Annotated in this window: 17 protein-coding genes; 11 read left to right on the top strand and 6 right to left on the bottom strand. The window is 36.2% G+C overall.

The window, feature by feature from the left end; all coding sequences use genetic code 11:
• Nucleotides 1-45: 45 nt before the first annotated feature.
• From NYG92_RS06400 to NYG92_RS06375, 6 genes are read right to left on the bottom strand one after another with little or no spacing between them, the layout of a single operon-like run.
• The gene (locus tag NYG92_RS06400; RefSeq protein WP_289233867.1) at nucleotides 46-891 is read right to left on the bottom strand and encodes an ATP-grasp domain-containing protein; all 846 of its coding nucleotides are present in this window, start codon (nucleotides 889-891) and stop codon (nucleotides 46-48) included.
• Entirely contained in the window at nucleotides 891-1,328 is a 438-nt protein-coding gene (locus tag NYG92_RS06395; RefSeq protein WP_034956056.1) for a pseudoazurin, read from the bottom strand. The genes NYG92_RS06400 and NYG92_RS06395 overlap by 1 nt, the downstream gene beginning before the upstream one ends.
• Nucleotides 1,312-2,091: an ABC transporter ATP-binding protein gene (locus NYG92_RS06390; RefSeq protein WP_027304466.1), complete on the bottom strand. Its 780-nt coding sequence runs from the start codon at nucleotides 2,089-2,091 to the stop codon at nucleotides 1,312-1,314. Before NYG92_RS06390 ends, NYG92_RS06395 begins: the two co-directional genes overlap by 17 nt.
• Complete coding sequence (locus NYG92_RS06385; RefSeq protein ID WP_027304467.1) at nucleotides 2,078-3,136, bottom strand: FecCD family ABC transporter permease; 1,059 nt, start codon at nucleotides 3,134-3,136, stop codon at nucleotides 2,078-2,080. The genes NYG92_RS06390 and NYG92_RS06385 overlap by 14 nt, the downstream gene beginning before the upstream one ends.
• Complete coding sequence (locus NYG92_RS06380) at nucleotides 3,126-4,220, bottom strand: ABC transporter substrate-binding protein (RefSeq protein ID WP_289233866.1); 1,095 nt, start codon at nucleotides 4,218-4,220, stop codon at nucleotides 3,126-3,128. Before NYG92_RS06380 ends, NYG92_RS06385 begins: the two co-directional genes overlap by 11 nt.
• Nucleotides 4,217-5,314 (bottom strand): ABC transporter substrate-binding protein, encoded by a 1,098-nt coding sequence (locus tag NYG92_RS06375; RefSeq protein WP_289233865.1) that lies wholly within the window; start codon nucleotides 5,312-5,314, stop codon nucleotides 4,217-4,219. The genes NYG92_RS06380 and NYG92_RS06375 overlap by 4 nt, the downstream gene beginning before the upstream one ends.
• 196 nt (nucleotides 5,315-5,510) lie before the next feature.
• Here NYG92_RS06375 and NYG92_RS06370 point away from each other — a divergent pair, with 196 nt between their 5' ends.
• The 11 genes from NYG92_RS06370 (at nucleotide 5,511) to NYG92_RS06320 (ending at nucleotide 15,951) form a co-directional block, all read left to right on the top strand.
• Nucleotides 5,511-5,717 (top strand): tautomerase family protein, encoded by a 207-nt coding sequence (locus tag NYG92_RS06370; RefSeq protein ID WP_004276739.1) that lies wholly within the window; start codon nucleotides 5,511-5,513, stop codon nucleotides 5,715-5,717.
• The gene (bcp, locus tag NYG92_RS06365; protein ID WP_220726258.1) at nucleotides 5,714-6,172 is read left to right on the top strand and encodes a thioredoxin-dependent thiol peroxidase; all 459 of its coding nucleotides are present in this window, start codon (nucleotides 5,714-5,716) and stop codon (nucleotides 6,170-6,172) included. The genes NYG92_RS06370 and bcp overlap by 4 nt, the downstream gene beginning before the upstream one ends.
• A complete protein-coding gene (locus NYG92_RS06360) occupies nucleotides 6,172-7,254 on the top strand; it encodes an epoxyqueuosine reductase QueH (protein ID WP_289233864.1) in 1,083 nt (360 codons plus the stop codon). The genes bcp and NYG92_RS06360 overlap by 1 nt, the downstream gene beginning before the upstream one ends.
• Entirely contained in the window at nucleotides 7,251-8,108 is an 858-nt protein-coding gene (locus NYG92_RS06355) for a hypothetical protein (protein WP_289233863.1), read from the top strand. The genes NYG92_RS06360 and NYG92_RS06355 overlap by 4 nt, the downstream gene beginning before the upstream one ends.
• A gap of 72 nt (nucleotides 8,109-8,180) precedes the next feature.
• Nucleotides 8,181-8,621 carry a 3-hydroxyacyl-ACP dehydratase FabZ gene (gene fabZ / locus NYG92_RS06350; RefSeq protein ID WP_289233862.1) on the top strand — a complete coding sequence of 147 codons (441 nt, stop codon included), beginning with the start codon at nucleotides 8,181-8,183 and terminating at the stop codon, nucleotides 8,619-8,621.
• Between the two features lie 7 nt (nucleotides 8,622-8,628).
• Nucleotides 8,629-9,420: an acyl-ACP--UDP-N-acetylglucosamine O-acyltransferase gene (gene lpxA, locus NYG92_RS06345; RefSeq protein ID WP_004276744.1), complete on the top strand. Its 792-nt coding sequence runs from the start codon at nucleotides 8,629-8,631 to the stop codon at nucleotides 9,418-9,420.
• Nucleotides 9,413-10,642, top strand: a complete 1,230-nt coding sequence (gene clpX / locus NYG92_RS06340) for an ATP-dependent Clp protease ATP-binding subunit ClpX (RefSeq protein ID WP_270977603.1) — start codon at nucleotides 9,413-9,415, stop codon at nucleotides 10,640-10,642. Before lpxA ends, clpX begins: the two co-directional genes overlap by 8 nt.
• Before the next feature lie 10 nt (nucleotides 10,643-10,652).
• Nucleotides 10,653-11,693 (top strand): rod shape-determining protein, encoded by a 1,041-nt coding sequence (locus tag NYG92_RS06335; protein WP_027304477.1) that lies wholly within the window; start codon nucleotides 10,653-10,655, stop codon nucleotides 11,691-11,693.
• Nucleotides 11,683-12,432, top strand: coding sequence for a rod shape-determining protein MreC (gene mreC / locus NYG92_RS06330; RefSeq protein ID WP_289233861.1), 750 nt, complete (start codon nucleotides 11,683-11,685; stop codon nucleotides 12,430-12,432). The genes NYG92_RS06335 and mreC overlap by 11 nt, the downstream gene beginning before the upstream one ends.
• 68 nt (nucleotides 12,433-12,500) lie before the next feature.
• Nucleotides 12,501-15,782 (top strand): carbamoyl-phosphate synthase large subunit, encoded by a 3,282-nt coding sequence (gene carB, locus NYG92_RS06325; protein WP_289233860.1) that lies wholly within the window; start codon nucleotides 12,501-12,503, stop codon nucleotides 15,780-15,782.
• A 4-nt stretch (nucleotides 15,783-15,786) separates the two neighbouring features.
• Nucleotides 15,787-15,951 carry a hypothetical protein gene (locus tag NYG92_RS06320; protein ID WP_289233859.1) on the top strand — a complete coding sequence of 55 codons (165 nt, stop codon included), beginning with the start codon at nucleotides 15,787-15,789 and terminating at the stop codon, nucleotides 15,949-15,951.
• Nucleotides 15,952-16,006 lie beyond the last annotated feature (55 nt).

Genomic DNA, 16,006 nt, shown 5'->3' with positions numbered 1-16,006 from the left:
ACCTCTTTTCATTTAAAATAAAAGCGTGATTGTAGCAAAAATAGGCTAACAATTAGTTTTTTGATAAAAATGAAGTAAATTTTTTATAAATATTTCAAGGGCGTTTTCGTGAAAGTCAAAATACAAGCTAGGCTCTATTAATTCAACTTCATTAATCAAAACATTGCCATTTTTTTGCGGCAATAAATCCACTCTAGCATAAAGCAAATTTGAGCTTTTAAGAGCTTTGAGTGCCTTTAGAGCTAGGTCAATGTGAGCTTTGCTAGGGTTTTTAAGTGGAGCTATTTTGACGCCGTAATTTGAATTTGCTCTCCAGTCTTTTTGCGTTTGTCTGTGAATCGCATAATTAAATTTTCCACCAAAAAAGATAAAGCAAAACTCTCCCAGCTCCTCCACACTTTCTATAAAAGGCTGAATTAATGCTCCGTGGGGAAATTCTTCTTTAGTGGGTATTTTTTGCTCTAAAAATCGCACTTTATACCCACTTTGCCCAACTAAAGGTTTAATCACGGCTTTTTGAAAAGGAATTAAGCTAAGATCAAATTCTTCATTTTGTTTAAAAATAATGCTATCAATGATAGGTAAATTCGCTTCTTCTAAGATCTTAAGATAGCTTTTATCAGCGTTCATCTTTAAAATTTCGCTAGGATTTAAGATGGAAATTTTTGCTCTTTCAAGTTCGTTTAAAAAGTGTAAAAAATTCGCATATTCTAAGCTATAATCCCACACAGCAAGGGGCAAAATGAGGGTGTTTGGAGCTAAATGACGCACTCTTATTTCTTGCCAAGCTTTTAACTCGCATTGATAATGTAAATTTTCTAATTTTGCTTTTAGTTTTTTTAATGCTTCATTGCCCTCTTTATAAGCTTTGCAAGTGGCGATGATAAGCATTATTTTAGCTCTTTAACATAAGCTTCAAGGCGTCCTTGATTCATCATTGCTCTTTTTTCAAGCTTAGGCACGGCGTTTTTGATTTGCTCTAAATTCTCTGCTTTGCCAACTTGTATGAAACCTAGCATATTCATCATTCTATGTGGTGGGCACTCATAAAGATAAACACCCTCTTTTTCAAATGTAAAAGTCGCTTTTTCATCAAGCTTGCTTTCAAATTTGCTAGCACCCTTAGGCACTATCACGCTTTTAGCCCAGTGGCTTTTGTGAGTTGGGACGAAAGTTACGCTATCGCCCACTTCTATGTGTAGGACGGCTGGCTCAAAAATCATCGTTTGATTTTTGCTATCAAGATCAAGCATTTTTACTTCATAGTTTTTTGCCTCTAAACTCATCATTAAAAGCCCTAAAATCGCTGTTTTAATTAAAATTTTCATTTTCTTTTCCTTTCAATTCTTTGGCGGCAGATTTAGCCAAAACACAAGGCAAACCCCGCTCACAATAAAAAATATCCGCATCAATGCGATACACCTCCTTTAACAAGTCCTTATTTAATACATTTTCAGGTTTATCTTTAGCCTTAATTTTTGCTTGATGTAAGATAATAAGCTCATCGGCAAATTGCGAAGCTAAAGATAAATCGTGTAAAATCACAAGGGTTAGCAAATTTTGCTCTTTTGTGTGTTTTTTGACATTTTCTAATAAAACGCATTGATGATGTAAATCTAAAGCCGAAACAGGCTCATCAAGCAGTAAAATTTGCGGTTCCTTCAAAAGCACGGAAGCAAAATTAACCATTTGTCTTTGACCGCCTGAAAGTGTGCTAATATCCCTCTCTGCTAGGTGTAAAATGCCAAGTTCTTCCATAAGTTTTGCGGCTTTTTTGATTTGCATATTGCTTAAATACATTCCAAGTTGATCTATAAGCCCTAGTAAAACAACTTCAAGTGCGCTTAAATTAGCGTCTATGTAATTATCTTGAGGCATATAGCCTATAAGCTTTTTGTTTAAATTCTTATCATCAAATTTCACCTGACCAGAACTTGCAAATTCTCCAAAAATAGCTCCTAAAAGCGAAGATTTACCCGCTCCATTTGCGCCTAAGATAGCATAAATTTTACCTTTTTCAAGTTTTAAATTGATTTGATCGACAACGCATAAATTTTTACGATGCACGCTAAAATTTTCAAGCTTTAGCATAATTTTTCCTTGAAAAAATAATCCAAAAAAAGAAAGGCACACCTATTAAAGAAGTGATGATACCAACGGGAAATAAAGCCCCCGGTATAATCACCTTTGATAACACAGAAGCCAAGGATAAAAATGCCGCCCCTACAAACATAGCACTAGGTAGGAAAAATCTTTGATCTTCTCCCACCAACATCCTTGCTATGTGTGGCGAAACAAGCCCTATAAAGCCTATAACGCCCACAAAAGAAATAGCAGTCGCTGTCATAATGGAAACCAAAACAAGAGTTTTAAAGCGTAGAAAATTGAGATTAATCCCCATACTTTTAGCCCTTGCCTCGCCTAATTTAAGTGCCGTTAAAGCCCAAGAATCGCGAAGTAAAAGTAAAACGCAAACAAGAGTTACTATGCTGACTATGGGTAGATTTGTCCAATTTGACTTTAGTAAAGAGCCAAAAAGCCAAAAAAGAATTTGTTGTGAAATTTCAGGGGCGGAGAGATACTGCACTAAAGATAGGAAAGATTGAAATAAAAAAAGTAAGGAAATTCCAACCAAAACAAGCATAGCTGAGTCAAATCTCTTAAAACTTGCAAAGCCAAAAAGTACGGAAGCGGCTAACATCGTCATCAAAAATGCTCCTATGGGAACAGCCGTGATGAGGGGTAAGCCAAAACTTCCAAAGGCTATCACCAAAGACGCTCCAAAGCCACTAGCTGCTGCAAGTCCTAGAGTGTAGGGGCTTGCCATAGGATTGTTAAGTAGGGTTTGAATTTCAGCCCCACCAATGCCAAGAGCCGCCCCAACAACTAAAGCCATCAAAGCCATAGGAAGTCTTAAATCATAGACTATGCTTAAGGTTGTTAAATCAACCTCTTTTGAAGTAAAAGGCGATAAAAGTGCGCTTAAAACTTCTTTAGGGGCGAGTAGTGAGGGACCTGTGGCGATGTCAAAAATCAAAGAGATGAAAGCAATCATTAAAAAACTTATGATGATATAAAATCTTTTTAATTCTCTTTTTCGATGTGCTTTGAGCGTGGCTACAATTTTATTTTGCATTTTTTGCCTTAATCATAAAAGTGCCTTGAGGTTTAGCCAGAAGAAATTTTTGATGAAAATCCAAATAAGTTTTTAAAGGGTCAATGTCTTCAAAAAGGCTAGGATAGAGAGTTTTAGCTATAAATTCTACCATAGCTACATCGGCTAAAGTAGTGCTTGCTCTGTGATAAGCACCGAAGAGTTTGTGATGGATGATGGCATTTAAATTCTCATATCCTTTTCTAAATTTAAACCCTTCAAGTCTTTTTAAAGCCTCATTTTCTTCAATATTAAAGCCCATAACCATAGCTTCTTTGTTTTTTTCCAAATCACTTTCTCTACCTGTAATGATGATAACATCAGGATTAGCCGCTAAGACGAGTTCAGGATTAATCACGCCCCATTTTTTCACCAAATTTTTAGCAATATTTTCACCTCCTGCTAAGTCAATCAAAGCTCCCCACATATCATCGCCAAAGGTAAAGCTATTTTCTTGCGGACCTTTATTGCCAAATTCTATGTAAATTTTTGGTTTAGGTAGTGTGGCTGATTTTATCCTCTCTTGCACGACATTGATTTTGCTTTTATAAAAATTAACTAATTCCAAAGCCCTTGCTTCCTGTTCTAAAATTTGTCCCAAAATTTCTGTGCTAAGACTATGTCTAGCGACACTTTCTTGATTGTAATCAATCACAACAACAGGGATATTATGCTTTTCAAAAGTGGCTAAATCTTCTTGAATCACTTCATATTGCCACGCTGCTAAAATGAGTAAATCAGGCTTTAAAGCGAGTACTTTTTCTACAGAAAAGGTTCCAAATTGAGGGTCGCCTACATCGGCTAAATTTTTAATACGAGGGATAAATTGAGCATAAAATTCATAACTATTTTTGGCATACACAGCCCAACCATCCTTTACAAAACCAACAACCTTATCGAAAGCTTCAATTCCACCTACTGCTAAAAAGTCAGTGTAATAAAATCCTAAAACAATGCGTTTTGCGGGTAAATCCACCCTAACTTCTCTATCTAAAACATCTTTAATCGCTACTTCTTTAGCGTTAAGACATACTATTAAGCTTAGAAAATAAAATAAAACTTTCATTTTGCTTGTACCCCAAAAGTCCCTTCAGGTATAACCGGGAGATAGTTTTTGTGAAAATTGATATAGGTTTGAATTGGGTCAATGTCCTCAAACAAGCTTGGATACAAAGCTTTGGCGATGTATTGGATCATTGCAGCATCAGCTAAAGTCCTTGAAGCACCCATATAAAGTCCGTAAAGTCTATTGTCCTTTATGGCAGGTAATGCACTCCAACCCGGTCTATTTTTATACGCTTCTAATCTTCTCAAAGCTTCTTTTTCTTCGATATTAAAGCCCATTACCATAGCCTCTTTATTTTTCTTAAGCTCTGTTTCTCTTCCTGCTATCATAATCACATCAGGCTTAGAAACGATCACTTGCTCAGGATTAATAGGCGCCCATTGTTTGACAAAAGGAGCCGCGATATTATCACCGCCTGCTAAATCAATGAGGCTTCCCCACATATCCTTTCCGTAGGTAAAGCCTGTTTCATTTGGACCTTTATTGCCAAATTCTATGTAAATTTTGGGCTTAGGAAGTTGAGCCTTTTCTATCCTGCTAGCAACTTCTTGAGCGGTATTTTTGTAAAATTTCACAAGTTCTTCAGCTCTTTTTTCTTCTCCTGTAATCACTCCTAAAAGCTCTGTGCTTTTGGCGTGAAGTTCGACTTTTTCCCTATTATAATCTAGCACAACGATGGGAATATTCGCTTCCATGATAGGTTCTAAGTCAAATTCTAAAACTTGATATTGCCACGCCGCTAAGATAAGCAAATCAGGCTTTAAAGAAAGAACTTTTTCCACAGAAAAGGTCCCTACTTCAACCTCTCCAAAATCAGCAAGCGTGTCTAATTTCGGTAAAGCTTTTTTATAAACTTCCCAACTAGCAGGCGTCCAATCCGTCCATACTGCTTTAGAAAAACCGACAACTTTATCTAAAGACTTTGTCCCTCCAACAGCTAAAAAATCTGTATAGTAAAAGCCTAAAGCTATGCGTTTAAGAGGTAAGTTAAGCTTAACTTCTCTATCTAAAACATCTTTGACAATAAGTTCTTTAGAAAAGCTAAAAGAAGAAATGAGCATTAAAAATAATGCAACTTTGAAAATTTTTCGCATCTTATCTCCTTAATAAATAATGATAAATAATTTCATTTTAAAAATTAAAAGCGTATTGTATTTTTTAAAAACTTATAATTTAATAAATTTTTTAATAAGCATTATCATTATTTAAAGATGAAAATTTTTTTGAGTTAAATTTAAAAAGCGTTTTAAAATTAGCGTTAAAATTTATCTTAAAATTAAAGGAGTAAAAATGCCTATTGTTAATATTAAACTTGCAAAACCTGCTTTAAGTAAAGAGCAAAAAGCCGAGCTAATCGCCGATGTAAGTGAGCTTTTAAGCACGAAATATCATAAAGCTAAAGAAAGAATCGTTGTGATGATAGAAGATGTTGAACCTTATGATATAGGCTTTGGTGGGGAGAGTGTGGAGAGCATTAAAAAAAGGATGCAACAATGAAAGCTTTAAAAATAGGAGATTTTGCTCCAAATTTCGAGCTTTTAAATCAGGACGGCGTTAAAATTGCTTTAAAAGATTTTATTGGAAAAAAGGTTATTTTATATTTTTATCCTAAGGATAATACGCCAGGCTGCACGAGTGAATCTTGCGATTTCTCTACGCTTTATGAGAAATTTCATACTAAAAATGCTGTCATTTTAGGTATAAGTCCTGATAGTATCAAAAGCCACGAAAAATTTATTCAAAAATATCATCTAAACCAAACCCTATTAAGTGATGAAAATAAGGAAGTTTGTAAAGCTTATGGAGCGTGGGGTTTAAAGAAAAATTATGGTAAAGAATATGAGGGTTTAATCCGTTCAACTTTCATCATCGATGAAGAGGGCAAAATCACTCAAATTTATAGCCCAGTGCGTGTGAAAGACCACGCTTTAAAAGTGCTTGAGAGTCTTTAATGCTTGTTCATATTTGTTGTAGTGTGGATAGTCATTATTTCATACAAGAGCTTCAAAAAACTTATCCTAGTGAAAAAATCATAGGCTTTTTTTACGACCCTAACATCCATCCTTATAGTGAATATGAATTGCGTTTTTTAGATGTGAAAAGAAGTTGCGAAAAGCTAGGCATAAAGCTTTATAAGGGTGAGTATGAGTATGAAAAATGGCTTAGTGCGGTAAAAGGCTATGAAGATGAGCCAGAAAAGGGTGCTAGGTGTGAAATTTGCTTTGATTTTAGAATAGGTGGGAGCGTGGAATTTGCGAAAAAAATGGGAGAGAAAAAACTCACAACCACTCTTTTAACAAGTCCTAAAAAGGATCTAGAGCAGCTTAAAAATGCTTTACAAAAAGAATGTGAGCCTTATGGGATAGAATTTTTAGCCCCTGATTTTCGCAAAAATGGCGGCACACAAAGGCAGTTTGCCCTTGCTAAAGAGGCTATGCTTTATCATCAAAATTATTGCGGTTGTCTTTACGCACTTTCAAAACAAAAGCAAAATAAGCCCTTTATTGACGAGCTTGCAAGCCCTTTAAATAGGCAAATTCTACCCGCTAGCATTGAGGATAAAATAAGGCTTTATAAAAAGGTGCAAGCTTTAGAAAAAAAGGGGATTAAATTCTCACTTGAGCGTGAGAAATTTTTAAATTATCGTCTTTTAAATGGACTTTTAAAAAGGGATAAAAGGGTCATTAAAAGTCATATTTTATTCTACTCACATTTTAAAAATGCTTTGAGTAAATTTCGTATCAATGAGGACTTAAGAGGCGAATTTAAGAGTGTTAAAGATGAGCTTTGTTTTTGGGATTTTGAGTATTTTAATGCAAAATGTGGAGCTAAATTTAAGAATTACGAGGATTTTTTAAAGCGTCCTTTAAGCGTTGCTAAAGAAATTTCTTTGAGACAGAAAATTTTTGGGGCGTATCACCTTTCGCCTATTATTATCGTAGAGAGCTTGAGTAGTGGCACTTATGAGCTTATGGCAAAGAGCGAAATTTATTTTGATGTGAGAGAAAAAATTGTTAAAGAGAGGGTCAAATGAAACGATTTATTTTATTGGCATTTGCGTTTTTAATGCTTAGGGCAGAGGATAGCGTTTTAAAATATGGCTTTGAGTTTAAAGATGGGAACTATCATTTGGTAGAATTTAAAGAGAGGCAAAGAAATTTGTGTCTAGGGAAAATTTGTAGTATTGAAAAAATATATGCCGAGGGCAATTATTCTTTTACTAGTAGCTATGGGGGTAAAGAAAATAAAGCTATTAATTTTTATAAAAACACTCTTTTTTTTATCCCAGATGAAAAGTTCATTTTAGGAAATTTAGAAAATGAAAATTTAAATAAAGACTTAAATTCTAGCTCTCCAAAAGAAGCTTTTAATAAACTTTTGCAAGATAAAAGACATTTTTTGGAAAATAAAGAATCAAATTGTTGCGGAAATGAAATCAGCCAAAATTTAAAGATTACAAAAATCACACAAGATAAGATTTTTTTTGAGAATTTTGTCGATTATTCTTACAGCGGTGCGGCACATCCTAGTTTTTATACAAGTGGCTTTTCTTTAGATACTAAGACTATGGAGCTTAAAACTTATCTTTTAAGTGATGTTGTTGAGGATAGTCCTAAATTTAGAGCTTTTATTAATAAAATTTTAAAAGAATATTTGACTAAAAATAAAGAAGAATGGGCGGATTGGGATAAGAGAGATTATTTTGGCAAAGATGAATTTGAATTTAATATTTTAGAGCAAGAGGTCGTTTTTAAGAAGAAAGGACTTTATATTAATTTGCGTTATTTACTTAGCGAAGCGGGACGCAATTTAGATTTTTTCGAAGTGCCTTATGAAAATTTAAAGGATTTTGCTAAGGGAGATTTAAAGCGAATTTTGGAGAAATAAAATGGGCGTTTTTTATCTTTTGTTAGGTTTTTTTATGTAGAATAATGATTTAAAATTTTTGAGGGCTTTGTGATGATAGATGTTATGCAAATTCAAGAGATTTTACCGCACCGCTATCCTTTTTTGCTTGTTGATAAAATCACAGAATTAAAAATCGGTGAAGTGATTAAAGGCTATAAAAATATTAGCATTAGCGATTATGTATTTATGGGGCATTTTCCAGGACATCCTATTTATCCGGGTGTTTTGATTTTAGAAGGTATGGCACAAACGGGCGGAGTTTTAGCTTTCGAAAGTATGGATAATAAGGTCAATCCTAAAGAAAAAGTTGTGTATTTTATAGGCATTGACGGGGCGAAATTTAGAAACCCTGTCCGCCCGGGCGATAGGCTTGATTATGAAATGCGTGTAGTGAAAAATCGCGGTGCTTTATGGATTTTTGAAGGGAAGGCTTTTGTGGAGGAAAATTTGGTCGCAGAAGCTGAACTTAAAGCGATGATAGTGGATAAGTGAGAGAATTTTGAAAAAGATTCATCCTAGTGCGGTCGTAGAAGATGGAGCGATTTTGGGTGATGATGTGCAAATTGAAGCTTATGCTTTTGTGAGTAAAGAAGCTAAAATCGGCAATGGCGTCATCATCAAGCAAGGGGCTAGAATTTTAGCCGATACGACAATAGGCGATGAAAGTCGTATATTTTCTTACGCTTGTGTGGGTGATATCCCTCAAGATATTTCTTATAAAGAAGAACAAAAAACGGGCGTGATTATAGGTAAAAATGCGACAATTAGAGAATTTGCTACGATTAATTCAGGCACGGCAAAGGGCGATGGCTTTACTAAAATAGGCGATAATGCCTTTATAATGGCATATTGTCATATAGCTCATGATTGCATTTTGGGGCATCATATCATTTTGGCAAATAATGCGACTTTAGCAGGGCATGTGGAACTTGATGATTATGTTGTCGTTGGGGGTTTAACGCCTATTCATCAATTTGTTAAAGTGGGAGAGGGTGCTATGATAGCGGGTGCTTCAGCACTTTCACAAGATATTGTGCCATTTTGTTTAGCGGAGGGAAATAGGGCTAGTATTAGAAGTTTAAATTTGGTAGGAATTCGCCGTCGTTTTGAAAAAGATGAAGTTGAATGCTTAAATAAAGCCTATAAATTTTTGTTTAAGAGTGGAACTTTAAAAGAAAATGCGAAAATTTTATTAGAAGAGGCAAAAAGTGAAAATGTCAAAAAAATGTGCCGTTTCATTTTAGAGACAAAACGCGGAATTCCTGTATATAAAGGCAAAAATAATGGCTAAACGATGCAGTTTTTGTAATAGAGATGATAGTGATAATATAAAAATTTTAGCAAATGAAGATGGTGATGCTTGCATTTGTGAGTATTGTGTTGAGGGTGCTTATAGTATTATTTATGGAGAGGAAAATTCTTTAAAAAAGGCTCAAAATACAGAAAAAAGTGATTTGAATTTTCAAAATATTACCCCTAAAAGCTTAAAGGCTTATTTAGATCGTTATGTAATAGGACAAGACAGGGCAAAAAAGATTTTTAGCGTAGGCGTATATAATCACTATAAAAGGCTTTTTAGGGCAGATTTAGAAGATGATGATACTGAGCTTTTTAAATCTAATATTTTGCTTGTTGGTCCCACAGGTAGCGGTAAAACGCTTTTGGCACAGACTTTAGCACGCTTTTTAGATGTGCCTATTGCTATTTGCGATGCGACTTCTTTAACGGAGGCTGGCTATGTGGGAGAAGATGTAGAAAACATACTTACACGCCTTTTACAAGCGGCTAATAATGATGTAGAAAGAGCGCAAAAAGGTATCGTTTTTATCGATGAGATTGATAAAATTGCTAGAATGAGTGAAAATCGCTCCATTACGCGTGATGTGAGCGGTGAGGGAGTGCAGCAAGCCTTACTTAAGATTATAGAGGGGAGTTTGGTCAATATCCCTCCAAAAGGGGGTAGAAAGCATCCTAATCAAGACTTTATACAAATTGATACGAGTAATATTTTATTTGTATGTGGTGGTGCTTTTGATGGTTTGGAGCAAATTTTAAAACGCAAACTTGGCGATAAAGTTGTGGGCTTTTTTGATGATAGTGGAGAAAAAGATAAGAATTTGCTAGAGAAAATCGAGCCTGATGACTTGGTGCATTTTGGACTTATACCTGAGCTTATTGGGCGTTTGCATATCATTGCTTCTTTAAATGAGCTTGATGAAGATGATATGGTAAGAATTTTAACTGAACCTAAAAATGCAATTATTAAACAATATCAAAAACTTTTTGCCATTGATGGGGTGAATTTGAAATTTGAGGAAGACGCTTTAAGGGCTATTGCAAAACTAGCGCTTGAGAGAAAGACGGGTGCGAGAGGACTTAGGAGCATTATCGAGGAAATGATGGTTGATTTAATGTTTGAATTACCTGAATATAAAGACTATGATATTGTTATCACAAAAGAGGTCGTTTGCGAGGGTGCGAAGGCTTTGTTGATTAAGAAAAAAATAAGTTAAAGGGATAGAAATGATTTTGGATCAATTAATAGGATTTTTCTCCAGTGATATGGGCATCGATTTAGGCACGGCTAATACTTTGGTATTGGTTAAGGATAAGGGTATAGTGATTAATGAGCCTTCTGTTGTGGCTGTGGAGCGTGAAAGATACGGCTCTAAGGCTAAAATTTTGGCTGTGGGTAAAGAAGCAAAAGAAATGGTAGGAAAAACCCCGGGCAATATTGAGGCGATTCGTCCTATGAAAGATGGCGTGATTGCGGATTTTGATATGACTGAAAAAATGATTCGTTATTTTATAGAAAAGACACATCGTAGGAAGAGTTTTTTGCGTCCTAGAATCATCATTTCTGTGCCTTATGGCTTAACGCAAGTTGAAAGAAAGGCTGTGCGTGAAAGTGCCTTAAGTGCTGGGGCTAGAGAGGTCTTTTTGATAGAAGAGCCTATGGCGGCGGCTATTGGAGCAAATTTGCCGATTCAAGAGCCTAAGGGGAATTTGGTCGTGGATATTGGTGGTGGGACGACTGAAATAGGAGTGATTTCACTTGGCGGACTTGTGATTTCAAAATCTATACGCACAGCTGGCGATAAACTTGATATGAGTATAGTTAATTATGTCAAAGAAAAATATAATCTTGTCATAGGCGAAAGAACGGGTGAAGAGGTTAAAATAACCATAGGTTCAGCCGTACAACTCCCAAAAGAGCTTTCTATGGTCGTAAAAGGACGCGACCAAATAAGTGGCTTACTCTCTCGCATTGAGCTTACGAGCGAAGATGTAAGGGAGGCGATGAAGGAACATTTAAAAGAGATAGCCGATGCACTTAAAATGGTGCTTGAGATGATGCCGCCTGATTTGGCGAGTGATATAGTCGAAAATGGTGTGGTTTTAACAGGAGGCGGAGCTTTGATTCGTGGGCTTGATAAGTATTTAAGCGAATTAGTGAGGTTGCCTGTATATGTGGCTGATGAGCCGCTTTTAGCAGTAGCTAGAGGCACAGGTAAGGCTTTAGAAGAAATTTCACTTTTACATCAACTAACGAATGAAGAATAAGATTTTTTATGTCTTAATCTTAGCTTTTTTGGTTTTTGTTTCTTTTTATTATGGGGGCGTGATAAAAAAAAATACTCTTTATGTTAATGATTTTGTCTTAAATAATCTTTATAATTTTAAGGATTATTTAAGTGCTTCTATTTCTAAGCATTTTGACCAAGCCGAGCAAATTGAAATTCTAAAAAAAAGAAATAAAGAATTGGAAGAAAATTCGATATTGCTTAATACTTTTGCAGATAGAATTAATCGTTTTTTAGAGGATAAAAATTCTACTCAATATTTTCCAAGTTTAACACTCACAAGAGCGATTTCTTATGTTGGTGTGAATAATTATCAAAAAGTATGGCTTGATGATTTCAAAACAAGCACGAAAAACCGCGGTTTAATTTATTCTGGTTTTAGTGCTGGTATAGCAGTTAATAAAGACGGCAGGACTATGGCGCTTTTGCAAGGTGATGAAAAGTGCATCTTTTCCGTTTATATAGGAAAGGAAAAATACCCCGGCATTATACACGGCGAAAATGGCAAGGTTGTGGTAAAATTTATCCCTAAATCTTCTAAGATAAAAGAGGGTGATGTGATTTATACAAGTGGGCTTGATAATGTCTTTTTTGCTGGAGTTGGTGTAGGTGTGATTGAAAGCATTAGTGAAGATGATATGTATCAAAATGCCCTTGTAAAACCTTATGTCAATCTTAATATCCCTTCTTATTTATACATCATTGAAAAAACTTATTGAAATCCACTTAAAAACTTTGATTAGTGAAATTTAGTTATAATTTTGCATTTTTACTTTAGGAAAGACTTATGCCGAAGCGAAATGATATTAACAATATTTTACTTATAGGAAGCGGACCTATCGTGATAGGACAGGCTTGCGAGTTTGATTATTCTGGCACTCAGGCGGCTAAAACTTTAAAAGAGCTTGGATACCGCGTTGTTTTGATTAATTCAAATCCTGCGACCATTATGACAGACCCTGAATTTGCTGATGCAACTTATATAGAGCCGATTACAAAAGAAAGTATTTTAAGCATTATTAAAAAGGAAAAGATTGATGCTATTTTGCCGACTATGGGCGGACAAGTAGCTTTAAATGTCGCTATGCAAGTTTTTGAGAGTGAAGAATTTAAAAAAGATTTTTCTTTCGTGAAATTCTTAGGCGCAAAGCCTGAGGCGATAAAAAAGGGCGAAGATAGACAAGTCTTTAAAGAGTGTATGAAAAAGATAGGTATGGATTTGCCCAAATCTATGTATGCTTATGATTATGACGAGGCTTTAAAGGCGGTCGATGAGATAGGCTTTCCTTTGATGATACGCGCTTCTTATACGCTTGGGGGTGCTGGTAGTGGCGTGGTGTATAATTTAGACGAATTTAAGGACCTTGCCACTGCTGCACTTAGCCTTTCTCCCATCCACGAAATTTTGATTGAGGAAAGTTTGCTTGGTTGGAAAGAGTATGAGATGGAGGTTATACGCGATAAATTTGACAATTGTATCATCGTTTGTAGCATAGAAAATTTAGACCCTATGGGTGTGCATACGGGTGATAGCATTACCATAGCTCCCGCCCTGACCCTCACGGATAAAGAATATCAAGCGATGCGTAATGCCTCTTTTGCTATTTTGCGTGAAATCGGCGTGGATACAGGTGGCTCGAATGTGCAATTTGCCATCCATCCACAAAATGGCAGAATGATAGTGATAGAAATGAATCCTCGCGTCTCACGCTCTTCAGCCCTTGCTTCTAAAGCGACAGGTTATCCTATTGCTAAGGTTGCCACGCTTTTAGCTGTGGGCTTTAGCCTTGATGAGATTAAAAACGACATCACAGGCACTCCCGCTTCTTTTGAACCTGCGCTTGATTATATTGTGACTAAAATTCCGCGTTTTACCTTTGAAAAATTTCCTGGTTCTAATGAAATTTTAGGCACGGCGATGAAGAGTGTGGGTGAGGTAATGGCGATAGGGCGCACTTTTAAGGAGAGTTTGCAAAAGGCACTTTGCTCACTTGAGAGAAATTATAGTGGGCTTGATAGGATTAAATTTGAGGATAAAAACGAGCTTATTTTTAAGATAAGAAATGCAAATGAAAAAAGGCTTTTATATCTAGGCGAGGCTTACAGGCAGGGCTTTAGCACGGAGGAGCTTTATGAGCTTTGTAGGATTGATAAGTGGTTTTTAGAGCAGATTAGAGAGCTTGTGGAATTTGAAAAACGCATTGATATGGATATTTTAAGCGATAAGGTGCTTTTAAGAAAGGCTAAAACTATGGGCTTTTCGGATAAGAAAATCGCCGCTTTGGTTAATGAAAAGGATAATTTAGAGCTTTCACAAAATGATATTTACTATGCAAGGATAAAGCATAAAATCATCGCCGAATTTAGCGAGGTCGATACTTGTGCGGGTGAGTTTGAGGCTCTTACGCCTTATCTTTACTCAAGCATTAATGCTAGCGAGCTTACGCAAAGTAAAAACGAGGCTAGGGATAAAAAAGAGAAAAAAGTTCTTATTATAGGCGGAGGACCTAACCGCATAGGGCAGGGTATTGAATTTGACTATGCTTGTGTGCATGCGTCTTTTGCGCTTAAGGATATGGGCGTGAAAACCTTGATGTATAACTGTAACCCTGAAACCGTCTCCACAGATTATGATATTAGCGATACGCTTTATTTTGAGCCTATTGATTTTGAGCATTTAAGAGCTGTGATTGAGAGAGAAAAACCTGACGGCGTGATAGTGCATTTTGGGGGGCAAACTCCGCTTAAATTTGCTAAAAGACTCAGTGCTTTTGGAGCGAAAATCATAGGAACAAGTGCTAGGGTGATTGATTTAGCAGAAGATAGAAAGAAATTTGCGCTTTTTTGCGAGAATTTGGGGATTAATCAGCCTAGAAATGCTACGGCTACAAAGGTGGAAGAAGCTGTTTTAAAAGCGAGTGAAATAGGTTATCCTGTGCTTGTGCGTCCAAGTTATGTTTTAGGTGGGCGTGCGATGCGTGTGGTGTATGATGAGGCAGAACTTCGTCTTTATATGCAAGAGGCTGTGGCTGTGAGTGAGCGAAGTCCTGTTTTAATCGATGAGTTTTTGGATAACGCTACCGAGCTTGATGTGGATGCGATAAGTGATGGTAAAGAGGTCTATGTGGCAGGCATTATGGAGCATATCGAGGAGGCTGGCATTCACTCAGGTGATAGTGCTTGTTCATTACCCCCTTGTAATATAGACGAAAAAACGCAAGGGCTCATCCGTGAAAAAACGGCGCAGATCGCTTTGAATTTGGGCGTGGTGGGGCTTTTGAATATACAGTTTGCCCTTTTTGAAAACAAGCTTTTTATGATAGAGGTTAATCCTCGCGCAAGTCGCACCGTGCCTTTTGTAAGCAAGGCGACTGGTTTGCCTTTGGCTAAGGTTGCTACGCGTGTGATGTGGCAGGGGAATTTAAAAGAAGCTTTAAGCTTTTATGATAAATTTGGCGTGGTGGATTTTAAGGAAAAAATTCTGTGTCCTAAAAAGTTAAATTATCTTAGCGTGAAAGAGGCTGTTTTTCCTTTCGCAAAATTAAGTGGAAGTGATTTAGAACTTGGACCTGAAATGCGTTCAACCGGTGAAGTTATGGGGATTAGTAAAGATTTTACTAAAGCGTATGCGAAAAGTCAAATTTGTGCGTTTAATCCTCTTCCTAAAAGCGGTGTCGTTTTTATCTCTCTTAAAGAAAAGGATAAAAAATTCGCTACTAAAATTGCTGAAGCTTATACTAAAATAGGCTTTTCTTTGTTTGCTACAAGTGGCACTTGTGCAAAAATTAAAGAGGCTGGTTATGCGTGTGAGTTAGTGTATAAGATTTCAGAAGGACGCCCTAATGTCGAAGATAGGCTTAAAAATGGCGAAATTCACCTTGTGATAAATACAAGCGATTCGCATAGTTTTGTGGGCGATACGAAGAAGATTAGAGAAAATATTTTGCGTTTTAAAATCCCTTATTTTACAAATTTACGCTCCGCTTTTGCGGGTGCAAAAAGCATTAAAGCAATGCAGGATAGAAGTTATTTAGAAGTCAAAAGTTTGCAAGAGTGGCTTAGGAGGTGAGGGTATGATAGAAATTTTAGCACATCGTGGGTTTTGGCGTGAAAAAAACGAGCAAAATTCCCTTGCAAGTTTAGCTAAGGCTTTTGAAATGGGTTTTGGCATAGAAACAGACCTTAGAGACGGGGGGGGGGTAATCTTTTACTTTCTCACGATATCCCCACATCTTTAAGTGAGAAAGCGGGAGAGTTTTTTCAATTTTATCATGCACATTCTTTTCATTTTCC

It is taken from the genome of Campylobacter felis, from assembly GCF_030250085.1.
GTDB classification, from domain to species: Bacteria; Campylobacterota; Campylobacteria; order Campylobacterales; family Campylobacteraceae; genus Campylobacter_D; species Campylobacter_D upsaliensis.
The sequence above is the reverse complement of the archived record's forward strand: the minus strand, read 5'-3'. Positions and strand labels throughout refer to the sequence as shown.